This window comes from Rhizobium sp. Root1212 (assembly GCF_001424985.1).
In the GTDB taxonomy this organism is placed as follows: Bacteria; Pseudomonadota; Alphaproteobacteria; order Rhizobiales; family Rhizobiaceae; genus Pararhizobium.
In genome coordinates, this window is the sequence record NZ_LMDA01000026.1 from 12,763 (window position 1) to 30,965 (window position 18,203).

Genomic DNA, 18,203 nt, shown 5'->3' on the forward strand with positions numbered 1-18,203 from the left:
GCGGGCCGCATTCGCTATACCGGACGGGAAGGGAGGGCGCGCCATGGACAAGGACGCTGAAAAGCAGAAACACGACGGTAAGCCGGATCTCCTGCGGCATTATCGTCCTGTCGGGATACGCTCCGTCGTTGCCGCCCAGGCGATGATCCCGCGGCCCCGGCCGGACGCCACCTTTGAGGAGACCGCGCCGGAGATGGGCTTTGCGCTTCCCGCCGGTTTCCATAGTCCACCGGAGGATTGAGATTTGACATTCGGCTTTGTCGGCACGGGCAATATTACCGAGGCGATCGTAGCGGGCATTCTTGCCGGCGAAGGGCAAGGCCCGGATATCGTCGTATCGCCGCGCTCGGCGGCGACGGCGGCGCGGCTTGCGGCGCTTTCTCCGAAGGTCCTCGTCGGCGAGGACAACCAGCATGTCGTCGATGCCGCCGACATGGTCTTCCTCGCCATCCGGCCCGATGTCGCGGAAGCGGTGGTGCGGGCGCTTCGATTCCGGCCGGGACAGCGGGTGGTGAGCCTCGTGGCAACCGTCGATCATGCCGCCCTGCGGTCGTGGATCGATGTCCCGGTCGAGGTTGTGAGGGCCATCCCGCTGCCATTCGTGGCGACGCGCAGTGGCGTGACCGCGATCTTCCCGCCCGACCCGGCGGTGGAAGCGCTGTTTTCCGATCTCGGCACGGCGGTCGCCTGCGAGACGATCGAGGAATACGACCTGCTGGCGACGGCGAGCGCGCTGATGGGCTCCTATTTCGGCATCATGGATCACGCCGTCGGCTGGCTCACGGCAAGGGGCATGCCGGAGACAAGCGCGCGGGCCTATCTCGCCTCGCTGTTTTCCAGCCTCTCGACGGTCGCGAAGCGTGATGCGTCAAGACCGCTGGAGGATTTGCGCCACGAATATTCGACCAAGGGCGGCCTCAACGAACAGATATTCACGCAGTTTCGCGAAGGTGGCGGTCTCGATGCCCTGACGCGGGGGCTGGACAGTGTCCTAGACCGTATTCGCACGAACGCGGCAAGGGCAAAGGAATAAGGCATGTCGCGCAAAAGCGTGCTGCGGTTTTGCGGTACGACGGGCGCGAAGCCGGATGAGGTGAAGTGCGCTAGGATTGCAAAGTGACCAACCAAAACGCTGTCGCCGTCGCCCGGTATGACGTATTGACCATGGTGGCAAAAACGAGAGCTTGAGGAGAAGGCCGCCATGGCAGAAGAGCAGGACCCCCGCCGCCTGGAAATGACCGTGCTGATGACGCCCGACATGGCCAATTTCAGCGGCAAGGTCCATGGCGGGGCGCTGCTCAACCTGCTCGACCGGGTGGCCTTTTCCTGCGCCTCGCGCTACTCGCAGCAATATGCGGTGACGCTGTCGGTGGATCAGGTGATGTTCAAGGAGCCGATCCATGTCGGCGAACTCGTCACCTTCCGCGCCTCGATCAACCACACCGGCCGTACCTCCATGGAGGTCGGCATCCATGTGGAGGCGGAGAATATCCGCTCCGGTTATCGCCGGCACACCAATTCCTGCTATTTCACCATGGTCGCCGTTGACGATGCCGGGCGTCCCGTGCGGGTGCCGGAACTGAAGCCGACCGGCCCGGTGGATATCCGCCGCTACAAGGCGGCCGAGCTTCGCCGGACGCTGCGGCGCGAGTTTGCCGAGCGGCTGGAAACGGTGGCTGCGACGGGGAAGGATGTCGAGAGGGATGGGGAGTAAGTGGCTGGTTGCTCCCGATTTCGAGCATCTTCACCCTCCGTCGTCATCCTCCGGCCTGACCCGAGGACTTCACAGCCTCTCGCCAAAATGGGAGGGTGACGGATGCTCGGGTCAGAGCGTTCGCTTGACGGCATTGTCGATCCCGGCGCGGAGGCGGTGGTGCGGATGTTCGAAGCGCTCGCCGCGCGGTAGGCTTCTCAAATATCGGGATCGTCGAGCACGCGGGCGAGCGTGCTCCTGCCAAGCATGGCCATCGCCGGGTTGCTGAGGCGGTAGTACCAGACCAGTCCCATGGCCTGCTGGAAGGCCCAGGCGGCGCCACGGCTCCACTCGACATCGCCCGCGCCGAGCAGGGTGCGGATCATGCCGCGGCGCGTGCGGTCGAAGAGGTGCCAGGCCGCGACGAGATCGAGCGCCGGGTCTGCCGGCGCAAAGCCGCCGGTGTCGAGCACGCCGACAAGGGTTTCTCCGCGCACCAGCAGGTTTGCCGGGATGAGGTCGCCGTGGGTCATGCAGTCCGGACCGGCGCGCGGCAAGGTGCGCAGGCGGCTCCACAGCGCGCGAAGGCGCGGCACGTCAAGGAGGTCTCCGCTCTTCTGGAAACAGGTTTCCATCCAGGCATCGTGATCGGGAAGGTGGCCGCCCCGGCCTTTTCCCGAAAAGCGCAGGCTCCCGGTATCGACGCGGCGCAGATGCGCGATCAGGCTGGCGATATCCCGCGCGAAGACATCCGAAGAGCAAAGGCCGTCCGGCGTCGCGACGTCGCCCTCCAGCCAGCTCTGTAGCGACCAGGGCAGCGGGTAGCGAAGCCCCGGCGCGCCGATGCCGAGCGGCAGCGGAGCGGCGAAGGGAGAATGTCGCGCAAACGCGGCCATGGCCTCGGCCTCGCGGCGCAGGATCGCCGCGCAGGCTTCCGGCTCGGCGTCGCGCAGCGGAAACCGCGCCGCGACCTCCCGGCCGACCCGAAAAATGCCATTCGTGGTACCGCCCGAGGCAAGGTGAACCACCGGCGCGTCGGCATAGTGCGGAAACTGGTCGCGGATCATCGAACGCGCGATGTCGGCGTCTATGGGCAGCTGGTCGTCATGCATCTTAGGCGGGACATTCGACCACGCGGAGGCCGAATGCAAGCTGCAACCCGGCAGGCGCCTGCGGGGCATGGATAACGGCACCCAACAAGTTGTTTCTAATTTTAATGATTGCTTAAATGAAGCCTGCAACGCTGATGCCTTCTATCCTCCCGAACAGCAAGGCATTCCGATGCAGATATCGACGAAACTGGGTGCGGTCACGCTCTTCCTGACGCTGCTGCTCGCCGGCGCGATCCTGTCCACCTATCTCGTTCTCAACACCATGTCGGCCGCAATGGGCACCATCGTCGTTGACCGGCTGGTTCCCGCCGCAAGCCTCAAGAAGGTCGGCGATCTCTATGCGGTCAATATCGTCGATACCGCCCACAAGGTGCGCAGCGGCGCGGTTTCCTGGGAGGACGGCTACCGGCTGAACACCGAGGCCGTCGCCGAGATCCAGAAGATCTGGGACGCCTATGCTGCCACCTATCTCACGGATGAGGAGCGGGGCCTGGCAAAGCAGATGACGGAGGAAATGCACAAGCAGGCCGGTAGCATCAACGACCTGCTGGCGATCATGCAATCGAAGGATCAGGCGGCGCTCGATACCTATGTGCGGACGCGGCTCTATCCGACGATCGATCCCATCGGCGCCCATGTCTCCGCGCTGGTCGATCTGCAGATCCGCGTCGGCGAGGAGAAATTCGCCGATGCCAGCGCCGCGAAGGAACAGAACCTCATCCTGCTCATGATTTTCGGCGCCGTGGCGCTCACCATGGCCGGCATCTCCTTCTGGATCATCATTGCCGGCGTGTCGCGGCCGCTCCAGGCCATTACCCGGATCATGCAGACGCTGGCCGAGGGCGCCACGAATTTCGAGGTGCCGTTCCGCAGCCGCAAGGATGAGATCGGTCGGATCGCCGGAACGGTGGAAGTGTTCCGCCAGTCGGAAATCGCCAAGGTGAGGCTGCAGCAGGAGGCTGAGGCCGCCCGTCTGCAGGCCGAGAAGGACCGCGTACGCCTGCAGGAAGAGGCCGAAGCAGCCGCCCAGAAACGCCTGCTGCAGGCAACCTCCGGTCTTGCCGGCGGCCTGCGCCGCCTTGCCAATGGCGAGCTGAGCTTCGAGCTGACCGAACCCTTCGCGCCCGATTTCGAGCAGCTGCGCAGCGACCTGAACTCCGCCGTGGCCGAGCTTGGCCAGACGTTGCGCGCCGTCTCGCAGGCGGTCGACGAGATGGATACCGGCACCCGCGAAATCAGCATCGGCGCAGACCAGCTTTCCAAGCGCACGGAACAGCAGGCCGCCTCGCTGGAAGAGACCGCCGCCGCCCTCGACCAGATCACCGCCAACGTCGCCAACTCGACGCGCCGCGCCGAAGAGGCCCGCTCGGTCGCCGTCGAGGCGAACGGCAGCACGGTCCATTCCGGCAGCGTCGTCGCCAATGCCGTCGATGCCATGCAGCGCATCGAGCAATCGTCCAGCCAGATTTCGTCGATCATCGGCGTCATCGACGAAATTGCCTTCCAGACCAACCTGCTTGCGCTCAATGCCGGCGTCGAGGCGGCGCGGGCAGGGGAGGCTGGCAAAGGCTTTGCGGTCGTCGCGCAGGAGGTGCGTGAACTTGCCCAGCGCTCGGCGAAGGCCGCGAAGGAAATCAAGGACCTGATCCGCAATTCGGAGATCGAGGTGAAGAGCGGCGTCAAGCTCGTCCGCGAGACCGGCGAGGCCTTGCAGGCGATCGGCGGCCATGTCGCGACGATCAACCAGCACATGGAAGCGATTGCCGTCTCGGCCCGCGAACAATCCGTCGGGCTCTCGGAAATCAACACCGCCGTCAACCAGATGGACCAGACGACCCAGCAGAACGCCGCGATGGTGGAGGAAACCAATGCCGCCTCCGCCACGCTCGTCACCCAGGCCGACCGGCTGCGCGCTCTGATCGATCGCTTCTCGCTCGGCCAGGCCCCGCGCCAGCAACAGGCCCACGCCGCCGCGCCGCGTCCGGCGCAATCCCGCCCGCGCGTGGTGGGCAACACGGCGCTGAAGATGGAGAACTGGGAGGAGTTCTGAACCCAGATTACGCAATGAACACAGGCCGCCCGGAGCGATCCGGGCGGCTTTTGCGTGCGTGCGGAGGAAACGCCCATTCTCGTTTCGGCAACGCATCGTTGCGAAATCGGTCATGGACGGCAATGTCGGAAAATATAATCATGCGCGAAGGATGAGGGGCAGGACGCGACATGCGTGTGGCCAAAAGGGAGGACGAGCATGAAAACGACCCGGCGTGACATCTTCAAGGCCATCGGCGGCGTTGCCGTTCTGGCCACGGCGGCTTCGCCGCTTCTGGCCAAGACCGCGGCTGCGGCGGCCAAGAAGGATGGCGATCTGCTGAAAGTCAAGCTGCTGCTGAACGGCGGCATCTCCGGCCCGCATGCTTTCTTCTGCCTTGCCCATGAGCGCGGTTATTTCAAGGAAGCGGGGCTGGATGTTGAGTTCTCGCCCGGCGACGGCGCGGCTTCCGTGGTGACGCTGATTGCCCAGCAGGGCTTCGACGGCGGCTATGGCGACATGAACGCGCTGATCAAGCTTGCGGCTCTGCGGCCGAACGGCTGCCCGAAGGCGGTATTTGTCGCTTTCAACACCACGCCGCTGACGATCGGCGTGCGCAAGGGCGGGCCGATCAAGACGGCGGCCGACCTCAAGGACAAGGTGATCATCGGCCATCCGATCGATGCGGCGATCGAGGCGTTTCCGCCCTATGCCAAGCTCGGCGGCATCGATCCCGACGATGTCCACATCCTGCGCTCCAATGCCAGCATGGCGGCCAATGCGAAGGAAGTTGTGGACGGTGATGTCGACGGCGTCTTCGGCTTCGTCAACACCATCATCGCCGCCCTGCGCGGCATCGATATCGACGGGCGCGACAAGCTGGACTTCCTCGAATATCAGGACCTCGTGCCGGAATTCTACGGCAACGCCCTGATGATGAGCCCCGATTTCATCGCCAAGCATCCCGATGCGGTGAAGGGGCTGGTCGCGGCCGTCAATCGCGGCATCATCGAAACCTTCAAGGACCCGGATGCCGCCCTCGATGCGGTCGCGAAGATGGCGCCGAAATTCCGCCGCGAGGTCGATGGGCCGCGCATGATGGGCACGCTGAAGGTGGAGATGGGGCACCCGGAAGGGGCGGTCCACGGCATCGGCGATGTCGATGACAACAGGATCGACCGCTCGATCAGCCTGATGGTCGATGCCTGCCGGCTGCCGCGCACGCCGAAGCCGGAAGACATCTTCACCCGCGAATTCCTCCCGCCGCTCGACGAGCGCGCCAAACCCGTCAAGCTGTAGCGAGCGGGCTACGGCAAACTGGGCCGCGCAAGGGGAAACCCTTGCGCGGCTTTTTTATGTCCGGTTTGCGAGGACGACGCCGAGGGTGATGGCGCCGACGCCGAGTGCGATCGCCGGGGTGAGGATTTCGCCGAGCAGCGGAACCGCGCCGAGGCTGGCGAGCACCGGGGCAAGCGAGCCGATGACGGCACTGCGGGCCGGCCCGAGCTTGGCGATGGCGGTCGCATAAGAGAGCGTCGAGACGACGCCGACACCCAGACCCTGCACCAGCAGGAAGGGCATGGCCTCGTGCACGCCGAAATGGGTGGTCACCAGCCCGCAGGCGAAAAGTACCGACAGGATGACGAAGGACGGCAGCGTCACCAGCAGGGTGCAGCCGATGGCATCGAGCCCGGTGCGGCGCAGGCCGATCGTGTAGGCGCCCCACAGCAGGCTTGCGGTGAGCAGCATCGTCACGCCCCAGCCGATGCTGCCGTGGCCCGTCTGCGACTGGGCAAAGCCGAGCACGGCGACGCCCGCAACGATGACGGCGAGACCGCCCATGCGCCGCAGGGGAATGCGGGTGCCGGTCAGCAGGAAGCCGACCAGCGCGACGGAAATCGGCACGGTGCCGGCGATCAGGGCGCTGACATGGGCGGTGGAGGTGGCGGCCCCGCCGGCCGCGGCGATCCAGAAGAAGGGAAGCCCCGCGCCGGCAAACACCATCAGCGCGTCGGTGAGGCTCACCCGGCGCAGCATGGCCCAGCGCGACGGGATGAAGGGCGCGAGCAACAGCGCGGGCGTGCCGTAGCGGATGAGCGCGACATCGGCCGTAGAGAGCCCGGAAGCCCCCATCGCCCGGATCGACAGGGCAAAGCCCGCCCAGATGGTGACGGCCACCGCGATGGCCGCATAGCCGGTGAGCTTGCTCGACGAGGCCGGGGAGAAAAGGCCGGCGCCGGTTTCGGTGATCGTAGACATCGTGACATCCTCTGTTGTAAGCAAGATGACACGGGCAAAGAGGCAGGTTCTTGCGAAGATTGCCACTCGCCGCTTCAAAATTGGCAGAATCTACCAATCGGCGTGACAATGGATGACAAAGACAGGCAGATCGTCGCGGCGTTGCAGGACAATGGCCGGCTGACGAACCAGGAGCTTTCCGAGCGGGTGAATCTCTCGCCATCACCCTGCCTGCGGCGGATGCGGCTGCTGGAGGAAAGCGGCGTCATCAAGGGCTATACCGCCGTCGTCGACGAGGCGACCTACGGGCTGCCGATCACCGCCTTCGTGCGCATCCGGCTGGAGCGCCACAGCCAGGCCGCCATCGCGGCCTTCGAGCGCAAGGTGCGCGATATCGATGCGATCATCGATTGCTATGTGATGACCGGGGATGCCGACTATCTGCTGCGGGTGCTCGTGGAAAGCCTGCAGGATTACGAGGTTTTCGTGCGCTCGCGGCTGCACATGATCGAGGGCATCGCCTCGATCGACACCAGCTTCGCCTATGGCACGGTCAAGCGGGCGACCCGCTTTCCGAAAGTGTGAGATCGGCGGCGGCCGCTTTTCCGGCCGTTATCCGCCGCGCATCTCCGTCAGCACGTCGGCCATGGTGCGGGCAAGGGCGCGGGCGGCGAGCGTCGGCTGTTTGTCGGCGTGGCGAATGGTCAGCGACGAGCCGGGGAGCGGCGGCAGGAAGCCGCCGGCCGGGGCGGCGCGGACGCCGCTGCCGATATCGCCTTCCGTCACCACAGCCACGGCAAGCCCGGCGCGCACCACGGCAAAGACGCCCTGCAGGCTGGTGCAGGTGACGATGCATTTCCAGGGCATGCCGTTCTGCTCAAGTGCTGCAAGGGCAGCACCCCGATAGGCGCAGGGGCCGCGCACCAGCGCCAGCGGCACGATACCGTCCTCCGGCGGCACCCAGTTCGGCGCGGTGATCCAGACGAGGTTTTCGGTGCAGAGCACGTCGCTGTCCTGCGCCGCCGGCACGTCGCGGATGACGGCAAGATCGATGTTGCGCTGGCGCAGGTCACGCATCAGGTCGCTCGACAGACCGCCGCGGATCTCGACGCCGACGCGGGGCTTTTCCGACATGAATTTCTTCAGCGCCACGGTCAGCGGCACGAAGAGATAATGATCGTCCGGCACGCCGACGACCAGCGTGCCGCTCAGGAGATCGGGCTTGAAGCTCTGCTCCATCTCCTCGACGGAACGGACCACGCGGGTCGCATGCTCGATCAGCTCACGCCCGTCCGAGGTCAGGGTGCAGGTGCGGGTGGTGCGCTCGAACAGCTGCTTGCCGAGATGGGTTTCCAGCCGGGCGATCTTGTGGCTGACGGTCGATTGCGTGAGGTTCAGCCGTCCGGCAGCCTCCGAGAAGCTTTGCGTATCCGCAACCGTGAGAAAGCAGGTGAGCAGCGACGTATCCATGCCGCCGACGATATATGAAGTTTATCGTTCAATCCATGGTCAAATATCGCTTCCATCGATTAGCCTTTTCGGTCAACCTGTCTGCAAGGGAGAAGATGAATGACGGATTCTGGATGGACGCGGCTCGACTGTGCGCTCGATGGCGGGCCGGCGGCCCGCGCCGCCATCGGCCTCGTCGTGTTGGCCAACGACACGGTCATCGAACCCGAGGTCCGGCGGTTTCTGCCGATGTCCGGCGTCGAGGTCTATTCCAGCCGCATTCCGATGGCGCGGGATGTCTCGCCGGAAAGCCTTGCGGCGATGGCCGAGGCGCTGCCGCGGGCGGTGGAACTGCTGCTGCCGGACGACCGGCTCGATGTCGTCGCCTTCGGCTGTACCTCGGGCTCGATGATCATCGGGCCGGAGCGGATCGCCGGGATTATCGAGACGGTGCGGCCGGGGGTGAAGGTGTGCGATCCGGTCTCGGCCAGCCTTACCGCCTTCGCAGCGCTCGGCGTGCGGCGCATCGGCCTCGTCACGCCCTATCGCGCCGAGGTCAATGCCCGCGTCGAGCGGTTCTTTTCCGGGAACGGCCTCGATATCGCCGCCCGCGCCAGCTTCGACCAGCAGAGCGATGTTTCCATCGCCCGCATTCGGGAGGACGATATCCTGCGGGCGGCCGTGGAGATCGGCCGGCAGGATGTCGAGGCGGTGTTTCTGTCCTGCACGGCGCTGCGCTGCTTCGGCATCATAGATGCCGTGGAGGCGGCGACGGGCAAGCCGGTGGTGACCAGCAATCAGGCGCTTGCCTGGCATGCGCTGCGCAAGGCGGGCGTGATGCAAACCGTGCCCGGTGCCGGGCGCCTTTGGATGCAACAGGAGAAACAGTCATGACGGATACCAGCGAACAGCCCGATTCCAGCGCCGCGATGGACGGCGAAATCGGCATTCTCGCCCGCCGCAAGATCGAGGCCGGCATTATTGCGCCGATCTATGAGGAGATGCGCCGGCAGGTCGGCGAGGAGAAGGCGCAATCCATCCTCGATACCGCCATCCGCAAGGCGGCGATCAAGGCCGGCCAGGATTTCGCCGCCAAGACGCCCGGCGGCACGATGCTGCGCACCTTCCAGGAGTTGCAGGACCTCTGGACGCAGGACGACGCCCTCGTCATCGAGGTTACCAAGGCGACCGACGAGGAATTTCATTACAACGTCAAGCGCTGTCGATACGCCGAGACCTATCGCGAGATGGGTCTCGGCCATATCGGCCACCTGCTGTCGTGCAATCGCGACGGCGTGTTCTGCACCGGCTACGATCCGCGCATCACGCTGGAGCGCACCCAGACGGTGATGGAGGGCGCGTCCCATTGCGACTTCAAATACCGCTTCCACGAGACCCCGCAGGAGAGCGTGGAATGACGGCGACCCCGCTTTCGGTCGATGGCGACCGGCTGTGGGCCGACATCCTGTCGACCGCCCGCATCGGCGCCTATGGCGAAACCGGCATGAACCGGCTGGCGCTCAGTGCCTCCGACGGCGAGGTGCGCGGCTGGTTTGAGGCGGAATGCCGGGCGCTCGGCTGCACCGTCGAGGTCGATGCCATCGGCAATATGTTTGCGATCTTGCCCGGCACCGAGCCCGGCCTTGCCGCCATCGCCGTCGGCAGCCATCTCGATACCCAGCCGGCCGGCGGGCGTTTCGATGGCATTCTGGGCGTGCTGGCGGGGGTGGAAATCCTGCGGGTGCTGCATGCGTCCGGGGAGAGGCTGCGCCATCCGTTCACGGTGATCAACTGGACCAATGAGGAGGGCTCCCGCTTCTCACCGGCGATGATGGGTTCCGGGGTCTTCTGCGGCGTGCACGATATCGAGACCATTTATGCCCGCGCCGACAAGGAGGGCGTGACGGTGGGCGAGGCGCTGGAGGCGATCGGCTATCGCGGCCCGCATGCGCCGGGGCATCTGCCGATGGCGGCCTATCTGGAACTCCATATCGAGCAGGGGCCGGTGCTGGAGGCGGATGGCAGCGCGGTCGGCGTCCTCAGCGGCGTGCAGGGGCTGCGTTGGCTCGATGTCCGCATCCGCGGCACGGAGGCCCATGCGGGCGCTTTCCCGATGAACCTGCGCGAGGATGCGCTGGTTTCGGCGGCAAAGGTCGTGCTGGCTACGCAAGCCGTTGCGCTGAACCATCCGCCGGGCGTCGCCACGGTGGGCTATATCCATGCGGGGCCGAATTCGCGCAATGTCGTGCCGGGCGAGGTGCGCCTCGAAATCGACATGCGCCATCCCGAGGAGGAGGGGCTTGCGGCGATGGAGACGAAACTGACCGCCGAGATCGGCCGGCTCGTGCCGGGGGCGGAGGTTTCCGTCGTCTGGCGCAAGGCGCCGGTCGCCTTCGATGCAGCCCTGCGCGGGGCGATCCGGCAGGAAGCGGAGGGGCTTTCGCTGTCCGCTATCGACATGGTCTCGGGCGCTGGCCACGATGCAGCCCATGTAGCCGGCAAGGTGCCGACGGCGATGATCTTCATCCCCTCGCGCGAAGGCCTGTCGCACAATGAGCGCGAATATTCCTCCCCGCAGCAATGCGCAGATGGCGCGAACCTGCTATTGCGAAGTGTGCTTCGCGCCGACCAACTTTCCTGATCAACAACGGACCCGAACGATGGCTTCCTCTTCCGACACCAAGACCGGCCTCAGCGCCGTCACGACCACCGATGCGCCGGCCGCCATCGGCCCCTATTCGCAGGCGATTGCGGTCAACGGACTGCTCTTCGTCTCCGGCCAGTTGCCGATCGATCCCGCCACCGGCGCTTTCGCCTCCGAAGATCCGGTCGAGCAGGCGCGCCAATGCCTGCGCAACATCGCGGCCATCGCCCGCGCCGCCGGCACGGATATCGCCCGCACCGTCAAGACCACCGTGCTGGTGCGCGACCTCTCGCGTTTTGCCGAGATCAACGCCGCTTACGGCGAATTCTTCTCCGCGCCCTATCCGGCTCGCGCCACCTTCGAGGTTTCCGGCCTGCCGAAGGATGCGCAGGTGGAGATCGAAGCCGTCATCGCGCTCGGTGAGGATTGAGCATGTCTGCTGCCCCGTTTCCCGCGCCCGATTGCGCCGACCGCGCCTGGGCGCGCCATGCCATCGGTATTCTGGAAGGCGACGCCCGCCGCTCGGCCGATACGCATCTCGTCAATCCCGTCTTCAAGGGGCTGAAGGGCATCTCGGTCTATCTCAAGGATGAGAGCACCCACCCGACCGGCAGCCTCAAGCATCGCCTTGCCCGCTCCCTGTTCCTCTACGGCATCTGCAACGGGCGGATCAGCAAGGGCACGACGCTGGTGGAAGCCTCGTCCGGTTCCACCGCCGTCTCCGAAGCCTATTTCGCCAACCTGCTCGGCCTGCCCTTCATCGCGGTCATGACACGCAGCACCAGCAAGACGAAGATCGACGTGATCGAACGTTTTGGCGGCCGCTGTGCCTTCGTCGATCGCCCGGTCGAGGTCTACGAGACCGCCGCCCGCATCGCGGCGGAAACGAACGGCCATTACCTCGATCAGTTCACCAATGCCGAGCGGGCCACCGACTGGCGCGGCAACAACAACATCGCCGAAAGCATTTTTGGCCAACTGGAGCGCGAGGCGCATCCGGTGCCGAGCTGGGTGATCATGGGTGCCGGCACCGGCGGCACCTCGGCCACCATCGGCCGCTATATTCGCTACCGCAACCTTGCGACCCGGCTCTGCGTGACCGATGTCGAAAACTCGGTGTTTTACGACGCCTGGAAGAACGGCGATGCGGAAACGACCTGCACCACGCCGTCGCGCATCGAAGGCGTCGGCCGGCCGCGCGTCGAGCCGTCCTTCATCCCGACGGTCATCGATCACATGATCAAGGTGCCGGATGCGGCCTCGATTGCTGCAGCCCACGTGCTGTCCGACCGGCTGTTCCGCCGGGTCGGCGCGTCGACGGGCACGAATTTCTTCGGGCTGCTGTCGATTGCCGACAGCATGATGAAGGAAGGCCGCGAGGGTTCGCTGGTGACGCTGATCTGCGACAGCGGCGACCGCTATGCCGGCACCTATTTCAATCCGGACTGGCTGGCCCAGAACGGCATCGATATCGACCCCTGGCGCCGCACCATCGAGACGTTTTTGGATACGGGAACGTTCGAGCTGGCTTGATTTCGAGTGTGCTGCTTTTACCCCCCTCTGCCCTGTCGGGCATCTCCCCTCAAGGGGGGAGATCAGCAGGTGGCGGCCTCTCGGCCCAATCTCCCCCCTTGAGGGGGAGATGTCAGCGCAGCTGACAGAGGGGGGTGCGGCGGCAAACTCAGAGTATGCCTATAGGGCCGCTTTCGGTCCTACCCACCACGCGGCATGCGCACGCTCTTCGTGATCGCCTCGGCGAGCGTTTCCGCAGCCCGCGACGGTTTGTTGCGGGGGTAGGCGATGTGGAAGAGATCCTGGAAGATCATGCGTTCGGGGGCAAGCACGCGCAGCCGCCCGGTGCGGACCCATTCGTCGGCGTAGTGATCCGGCAGGAAGCCGATATAGGCGCCGGATAGCAGCAGCAGCAACGTGCCCTCCATGTGTGGCGTCGAGGCCGCCCAGGTGAAGTTCACGCCGCAGATCGTCTCGTTCAGCATATAGGTGCGGCCGGCGAAGGACTGGGTTTCGAGAAGCGCGTCGGTGATATCGGCATCGGGGCGGGCAAAGAGCGGGTGGCCCTCGGCGCAGTAGAGTTTCTGCACCTCGGAAAACACCGGCTGGCTGCGGAAATTCGGCATGACGCTGCCGACCGAGGGCATCAGCACCACCTGATAGGAGCCGTTCAACAGCCCCTGATGCAGCACCTGCGGCGCCGCGACATCGATTTCCAGATGCACGCGCGTCGCTTTCGCATGGAAGCTGGCGAGCGCGCCCTGAAGATCGAGGTCGCGATTGGTGATCATCGCATCGACGGTGCCGAAGCTCAGATTGCCCGTCAGCTCCCCCTGCGCCTCGCCTATGCGGCTCTGGAACTGCTCCATCGAGCCGAAGAGTTCCAGCGCCGCATTGTAGACGAGCCGACCCTCGTCCGTCAGCAGGAAGCCGCCGCGGCCCCGGCTGCACAGGCGAAGCGCTAGCCGCTCCTCCAGATGCCGCATATGGGTGGAAATCGTCGCCTGCGTCATGCCGAGCGCCGATTGCGCGGCGGAAAAGCCGCCATGCTGCACCACCGACGCGAAGACGCGCAGCAGCCGAAGCTCGGCATCGCCGAGCGACAGATTGAGGACGCGATGCCGGACCTTGTTGATCATTCATTGATTAATGCATAAGTGAACATGCAATCATAGATGCTTTTAAATGTTTTGGTCTTTGGCACACTTCCTTCCACTTTTGGAGGAGGGCACATGACCAGCAATTCCTATGAAACCGGACGTTTGAACCTGCCGTTCGTCGGCATCTGCACCTTCGGCAAATATCCCTACCAGCCGGATTGGGACAAGATCGACGCCGACGTGGCGATCCTCGGCGCGCCCTTCGACTGCGGCACCCAGTGGCGCGCCGGCACCCGCTTCGGGCCGCGCTCGATCCGCGAGGCCTCCACCCTGTTCTCCTTCGGCCACGGCGGCGCTTACGACCACGAGGACGACGTCACCTATCTGCCGAGCGGCGAGGTCTCCATTGTCGATATCGGCGATGCCGACATCGTTCATACCGACACGATGAAGAGCCATGCCAATATCGAATTCGGCGTGCGCAAGATATTGGAAGCCGGCGCCTTGCCGGTGGTGCTCGGCGGCGACCATTCCGTCAACATCCCCTGCGTCAACGCCTTTGCCGAGGATTGCGAAAAGAACGGCCCGATCCACATCGTCCAGATCGACGCCCATCTCGATTTCGTCGACGAGCGCCATGGCGTGCGCTACGGCCACGGCAACCCGATGCGCCGTGCGGCGGAAAAGCCCTATGTCAGCGGCCTGTCGCAACTCGGTATCCGCAACGTCTCCTCGACCGCCAAGGAAGGTTATGAGGACGCCCGCCGCATGGGCTCCGACATTCTCTCCGTCCGCCAGATCCGGGCGCTGGGCACCGAAGGCGTGGTGGACCGCATTCCCGCCGGCGCACGCTATTACGTCACCATCGACATCGACGGTTTCGATCCGTCGATTGCGCCGGGCACCGGCACGCCGTCGCATGGCGGCTTCATCTATTACGAGGTGCTGGAAATCCTGGCGGCGCTGGCCAAACGTGGCGATATCGTCGGCATCGATCTGGTCGAGGTCGCACCGGATTACGACCACACCGGCGGCACCGCGATTCTGGCAGCGCAGGTTCTGATGAACCTCATCGGCCGCGTCATCGATGCGAGAGCCGAAAAGCGCTGATCGAAGACCCCGCAAGGGCCGGTACGCCTGCGGCGGCCGACGAGGAGGAAACACCATGGACGCAACCGTCCGCAATTATCTCGATCAATACGGCGTCAGCGATGCGACCCGGCGGTTTCTGCAAAAGCCGCAAAAGATGTTCATCGGCGGTAACTGGGTCGATAGCAGCAACGGCGCGACCTTCGACATTTTCGAGCCCTCCACCGGCGGCCTGATCACCCGTGGCCCTTCCGGCACGACGGACGATCTCGACCGGGCCGTTGCGGCCGCTCGTGCCCAATTCGACGGCGGTGAATGGCGTCGCCTGAAGCCGCTTGAGCGTGAGCGCATGCTGCATCGCCTTGCCGATCTCCTCGAAACCCATGCCGACGAGCTGGCCGAGATCGAAGCGATCGATATGGGCAAGTCGGTGACCTTTGCCCGTGAGATCGATATCCAGGGCACGATCGATACCTTCCGCTATTTCGCGGGCTGGCCGACCAAGCTGCACGGCCGCACCGTCGAGCCGTCCATCCCCGGCAATTATCTCGCCTATACCCGCAAGGAACCGCTCGGCGTCGTCGCCGCCATCGTGCCGTGGAATTTTCCGCTGCAGACCATGGCATGGAAGCTTGCGGCGGCACTGGCAGCCGGCTGTACCGTTATCGTCAAGCCGGCGGAACTGACCTCGCTTTCCACCCTGCGCTTTGCCGAACTGGTCGAGGAAGCCGGCATTCCCGCCGGCGTCGTCAATATCGTCACCGGCAAGGGCAGCGTCATCGGCGCGGCCATGTCGACCCACCCCGGCATCAACAAGGTCACCTTCACCGGCTCGACGCCGGTCGGGCAGGAAGTCGGCCGCACGGCCGTCAGCAATCTGAAGCACGTGACGCTGGAACTCGGCGGCAAATCGCCGGTGCTGGTGCTCGACGACGCCGATCTGACGAGCGCTGCCCGCGCCGTGGCAAACGGCGTGTTCTTCAATTCGGGGCAGGTCTGCGATGCCGGCACCCGCGTCTATATCCAGCGCTCGGTGCATGACGCCTTCCTCGAAGAGCTGATCGCCGTCACCCGCGAACTGAAGATGGCGCCGGGCCTCGACCGCGATTGCTACATCGGCCCGATGGTCTCGGCCCAGCAGAAGAAGGTCGTCGCCGGCTATATCGAGTCCGGTGTGCGCGAGGGTGCGAAGCTCGTCCATGGGGGGAAAAATCTCGAAGGTCCGGGCCATTTCATCGAGCCCGCGATCTTCGCCCATTGCACGCCGGACATGAGCATCGTGCGCGAGGAAATCTTCGGGCCGGTGCTGGTCACCAGCCCCTTCGATACGCTTGAGGAAGCGGTTGCGCTGGCAAACGACACGCCCTTCGGCCTCGCTGCCGCGATCTATTCCAACGATCTCGCCCGCGTGCACACGCTGATCCCGCAGCTGCACGCGGGCTCCGTCTACGTCAATGCGCACAGCACCATCGATCCCTCCATGCCCTTCGGCGGCTTCAAGGATTCCGGCTTCGGCAAGGACCTAGGGCCAGAACAGCTCGATTATCTGATGGAGACCAAGGCGGTGTGGATCACGCTGCCGTAAGCCCTGCCGGCCGCCGCCCATGGGCGGCCGCGTCACGACCACCGGCGGCCGATGGAGCCGCCTTTCGTCGCGGAAAGACGCCGAAGGCGCGACGCGACAGGGGAACCGAACATGGAAAACGATATCGCCTGGCAGAACGAACTGGGACGCCGCGCCCGCATCTATGAAGACATCGAGACGGGTCACCGCTTCGAAGGCACGATGACCGTCATCGACTATGCCGGCATGGCCGCGCTGATGCTCGTGCTGGTCCTCGGCTTCTGGATCTGGGGGGCTTGAGATGACCGATCACGTCGCCACCGGCGGGCTTGCCGCCGCAGAAATCCAGGGGCAGGAAGCCTCCGCCAATCGCGCCGCCGCCGAACGCGGCGATGCGCCGCTTTTGCCCTCCGAACGCCTCTGGGGCTTCTGGGAATTCACCTATGCCAATTCGGCGCTTGCCATCGCCACCTGGGCCTTTCTCATCGGCGGCGCCGTCGGCCTGTTCGTCGGGCCGAAGGAAGGCATCGCCGCCATCATCATCGGCAATATCGTCGGCGTCGTGCTGACGGCGCTATCCACCACGCCGCTTGCCGGCCGCTACGGCATCGAGCAGTTCGTCGCCCTGCGCAGCCAGTTCGGCTATAACGGCAGCCGCCTCGTCTATATCCTGGCCGTGGTGGTGCTCACCATGGGCTGGCTTGCCGTCCTGGCCATGATGTTCGGCCGCTCGATCGATGGGCTCACGGCGCTCAGCGCCGGCGAGGCCGCCAATCCGACAGGCATCAAGATGATCATCGCCGCCGTCGGCGCCATCCTCGTCACCTGGTTCATCGTCGCCAAGGGGCCGACCTCGATCAAGTTCTTCAACATGGTCGTGTCGCCGGCGCTGGTGATCCTGATGATCGTCATGCTCTACCTCATCCTCCAGCACCGCTCCTTCTCCGAGCTGCTGGCGATGCCGGCGCTTTCCCCGCCGTTCGAGGACAACACGCTCAATTTCATCATCGCCATCGAAGTGAACCTTGCCGCCGGCTTCTCCTGGTGGCCCTATATCGGCAACCTCGCCCGCCTGACCAAGAACGAGCGCACCGCCTTCTGGCCGAATGTCGTCGGCATCTTCGGCGCCGCAGCTCTCGGCGAAATCGTCGGCCTGCTCGCCGCCGTCGCACTCGGCGACAGCGACCCGACGATCTGGATGACCAAGATCGCCGGTCCGATCATCGGCATCATCGCGCTGCTCTTCGTCGCCTTCGCCAACATGACCTCGATGGCCAACATCCTCTACACCTCCATCGTGGGCTTGAGGCAGGTGGGAACGGCGTCGATCCGGGCCATTTCCTGGGGGGCGATCCTGTTCCTGTTCTGCGTCATCCCGCTCGGCCTCGTTGTTTTCTATCCGCAGATGTATGACGGCTTCTTCATCTTCCTCGTCTGGACTTCGGCGCTCAATTCCGCGCTCGCCGGCATCGGCATTGCCGATTACTTCTTCCTGCGCGGCCAGAAGCTCGACATGCGCAGCCTACATGCCCCGCAGGAAAACGGTCCCTACCGTTTCTGGGGCGGCTTCAATCCCATCGGCCTCTTCGCGCTGGCTGTCGGCTTCGGCGTCTACGTGCTGGTCTTCAATCCGCAGACGCTCGAGAGCCTACCGATCTTCAAATACATCACCGCCTCCGTGCCGTCCTGCCTTGCGGCCGGCACGGTCCACTATGTCCTGACCCGGTTGTTCGCCCGCGGGCGCGGCTGGGGCCTTTATCCGTAACATCGGGA

General features: G+C 64.8%; 19 protein-coding genes. 15 read left to right on the forward strand and 4 right to left on the reverse strand.

Annotation, left to right across the window (positions count from 1 at the left end; genetic code table 11):
- Window positions 1–43 precede the first annotated feature (43 nt).
- From ASC86_RS22450 to ASC86_RS22460, 3 genes are all read left to right on the forward strand, one after another.
- A complete protein-coding gene (locus tag ASC86_RS22450; protein WP_056326623.1) occupies window positions 44–241 on the forward strand; it encodes a hypothetical protein in 198 nt (65 codons plus the stop codon).
- Window positions 242–244: 3 nt separating this feature from the next.
- Window positions 245–1,033: a pyrroline-5-carboxylate reductase gene (locus ASC86_RS22455; protein ID WP_056326625.1), complete on the forward strand. Its 789-nt coding sequence runs from the start codon at window positions 245–247 to the stop codon at window positions 1,031–1,033.
- Between the two features lie 168 nt (window positions 1,034–1,201).
- Complete coding sequence (locus ASC86_RS22460; protein ID WP_056326627.1) at window positions 1,202–1,714, forward strand: acyl-CoA thioesterase; 513 nt, start codon at window positions 1,202–1,204, stop codon at window positions 1,712–1,714.
- A 197-nt stretch (window positions 1,715–1,911) separates the two neighbouring features.
- Here the strand turns inward: ASC86_RS22460 and ASC86_RS22465 are convergent, their stop codons facing one another.
- Complete coding sequence (locus tag ASC86_RS22465; protein WP_056326629.1) at window positions 1,912–2,805, reverse strand: aminoglycoside phosphotransferase family protein; 894 nt, start codon at window positions 2,803–2,805, stop codon at window positions 1,912–1,914.
- 169 nt (window positions 2,806–2,974) lie between these two features.
- Between ASC86_RS22465 and ASC86_RS22470 the strand changes: the two genes are divergently transcribed.
- Window positions 2,975–4,855, forward strand: coding sequence for a methyl-accepting chemotaxis protein (locus ASC86_RS22470; RefSeq protein WP_056326631.1), 1,881 nt, complete (start codon window positions 2,975–2,977; stop codon window positions 4,853–4,855).
- A 198-nt stretch (window positions 4,856–5,053) separates the two neighbouring features.
- Window positions 5,054–6,133: an ABC transporter substrate-binding protein gene (locus ASC86_RS22475; protein ID WP_056326632.1), complete on the forward strand. Its 1,080-nt coding sequence runs from the start codon at window positions 5,054–5,056 to the stop codon at window positions 6,131–6,133.
- Window positions 6,134–6,187: 54 nt separating this feature from the next.
- Here the strand turns inward: ASC86_RS22475 and ASC86_RS22480 are convergent, their stop codons facing one another.
- Window positions 6,188–7,093, reverse strand: coding sequence for a DMT family transporter (locus ASC86_RS22480; protein WP_082510399.1), 906 nt, complete (start codon window positions 7,091–7,093; stop codon window positions 6,188–6,190).
- Window positions 7,094–7,201: 108 nt separating this feature from the next.
- On the opposite strand from ASC86_RS22480, the gene ASC86_RS22485 reads away from it, so the two are divergent.
- Window positions 7,202–7,657, forward strand: a complete 456-nt coding sequence (locus ASC86_RS22485; protein WP_056326633.1) for an Lrp/AsnC family transcriptional regulator — start codon at window positions 7,202–7,204, stop codon at window positions 7,655–7,657.
- A gap of 27 nt (window positions 7,658–7,684) precedes the next feature.
- Here ASC86_RS22485 and ASC86_RS22490 read toward each other — a convergent pair whose 3' ends face one another.
- A complete protein-coding gene (locus ASC86_RS22490; RefSeq protein ID WP_056326634.1) occupies window positions 7,685–8,542 on the reverse strand; it encodes a LysR family transcriptional regulator in 858 nt (285 codons plus the stop codon).
- A gap of 99 nt (window positions 8,543–8,641) precedes the next feature.
- Between ASC86_RS22490 and ASC86_RS22495 the strand changes: the two genes are divergently transcribed.
- The 5 genes from ASC86_RS22495 to ASC86_RS22515 are packed head-to-tail and all read left to right on the forward strand — an operon-like array spanning window position 8,642 to window position 12,698.
- Window positions 8,642–9,415: an aspartate/glutamate racemase family protein gene (locus ASC86_RS22495; RefSeq protein WP_056326636.1), complete on the forward strand. Its 774-nt coding sequence runs from the start codon at window positions 8,642–8,644 to the stop codon at window positions 9,413–9,415.
- Entirely contained in the window at window positions 9,412–9,939 is a 528-nt protein-coding gene (locus ASC86_RS22500; RefSeq protein WP_056326641.1) for an L-2-amino-thiazoline-4-carboxylic acid hydrolase, read from the forward strand. The genes ASC86_RS22495 and ASC86_RS22500 overlap by 4 nt, the downstream gene beginning before the upstream one ends.
- A complete protein-coding gene (locus ASC86_RS22505; RefSeq protein WP_056326643.1) occupies window positions 9,936–11,162 on the forward strand; it encodes a M20 family metallo-hydrolase in 1,227 nt (408 codons plus the stop codon). The genes ASC86_RS22500 and ASC86_RS22505 overlap by 4 nt, the downstream gene beginning before the upstream one ends.
- A gap of 19 nt (window positions 11,163–11,181) precedes the next feature.
- Window positions 11,182–11,595, forward strand: coding sequence for a Rid family detoxifying hydrolase (locus ASC86_RS22510; RefSeq protein ID WP_056326646.1), 414 nt, complete (start codon window positions 11,182–11,184; stop codon window positions 11,593–11,595).
- 2 nt (window positions 11,596–11,597) lie between these two features.
- A complete protein-coding gene (locus ASC86_RS22515) occupies window positions 11,598–12,698 on the forward strand; it encodes a PLP-dependent cysteine synthase family protein (RefSeq protein ID WP_056326648.1) in 1,101 nt (366 codons plus the stop codon).
- 179 nt (window positions 12,699–12,877) lie between these two features.
- On the opposite strand, the gene ASC86_RS22520 is transcribed toward ASC86_RS22515, so the two are convergent.
- Window positions 12,878–13,816, reverse strand: coding sequence for a LysR family transcriptional regulator (locus ASC86_RS22520; RefSeq protein ID WP_056326650.1), 939 nt, complete (start codon window positions 13,814–13,816; stop codon window positions 12,878–12,880).
- Window positions 13,817–13,909: 93 nt separating this feature from the next.
- Between ASC86_RS22520 and speB the strand changes: the two genes are divergently transcribed.
- The 4 genes from speB (at window position 13,910) to ASC86_RS22535 (ending at window position 18,195) form a co-directional block, all read left to right on the forward strand.
- Window positions 13,910–14,887 (forward strand): agmatinase, encoded by a 978-nt coding sequence (gene speB / locus ASC86_RS22525; protein ID WP_056326657.1) that lies wholly within the window; start codon window positions 13,910–13,912, stop codon window positions 14,885–14,887.
- 55 nt (window positions 14,888–14,942) lie between these two features.
- A complete protein-coding gene (locus ASC86_RS22530) occupies window positions 14,943–16,451 on the forward strand; it encodes an aldehyde dehydrogenase family protein (protein WP_056326658.1) in 1,509 nt (502 codons plus the stop codon).
- A 111-nt stretch (window positions 16,452–16,562) separates the two neighbouring features.
- Window positions 16,563–16,730, forward strand: coding sequence for a hypothetical protein (locus ASC86_RS26325; RefSeq protein WP_156387165.1), 168 nt, complete (start codon window positions 16,563–16,565; stop codon window positions 16,728–16,730).
- Between the two features lies 1 nt (window position 16,731).
- Window positions 16,732–18,195: a cytosine permease gene (locus tag ASC86_RS22535; RefSeq protein WP_082510401.1), complete on the forward strand. Its 1,464-nt coding sequence runs from the start codon at window positions 16,732–16,734 to the stop codon at window positions 18,193–18,195.
- Window positions 18,196–18,203: the final 8 nt, after the last annotated feature.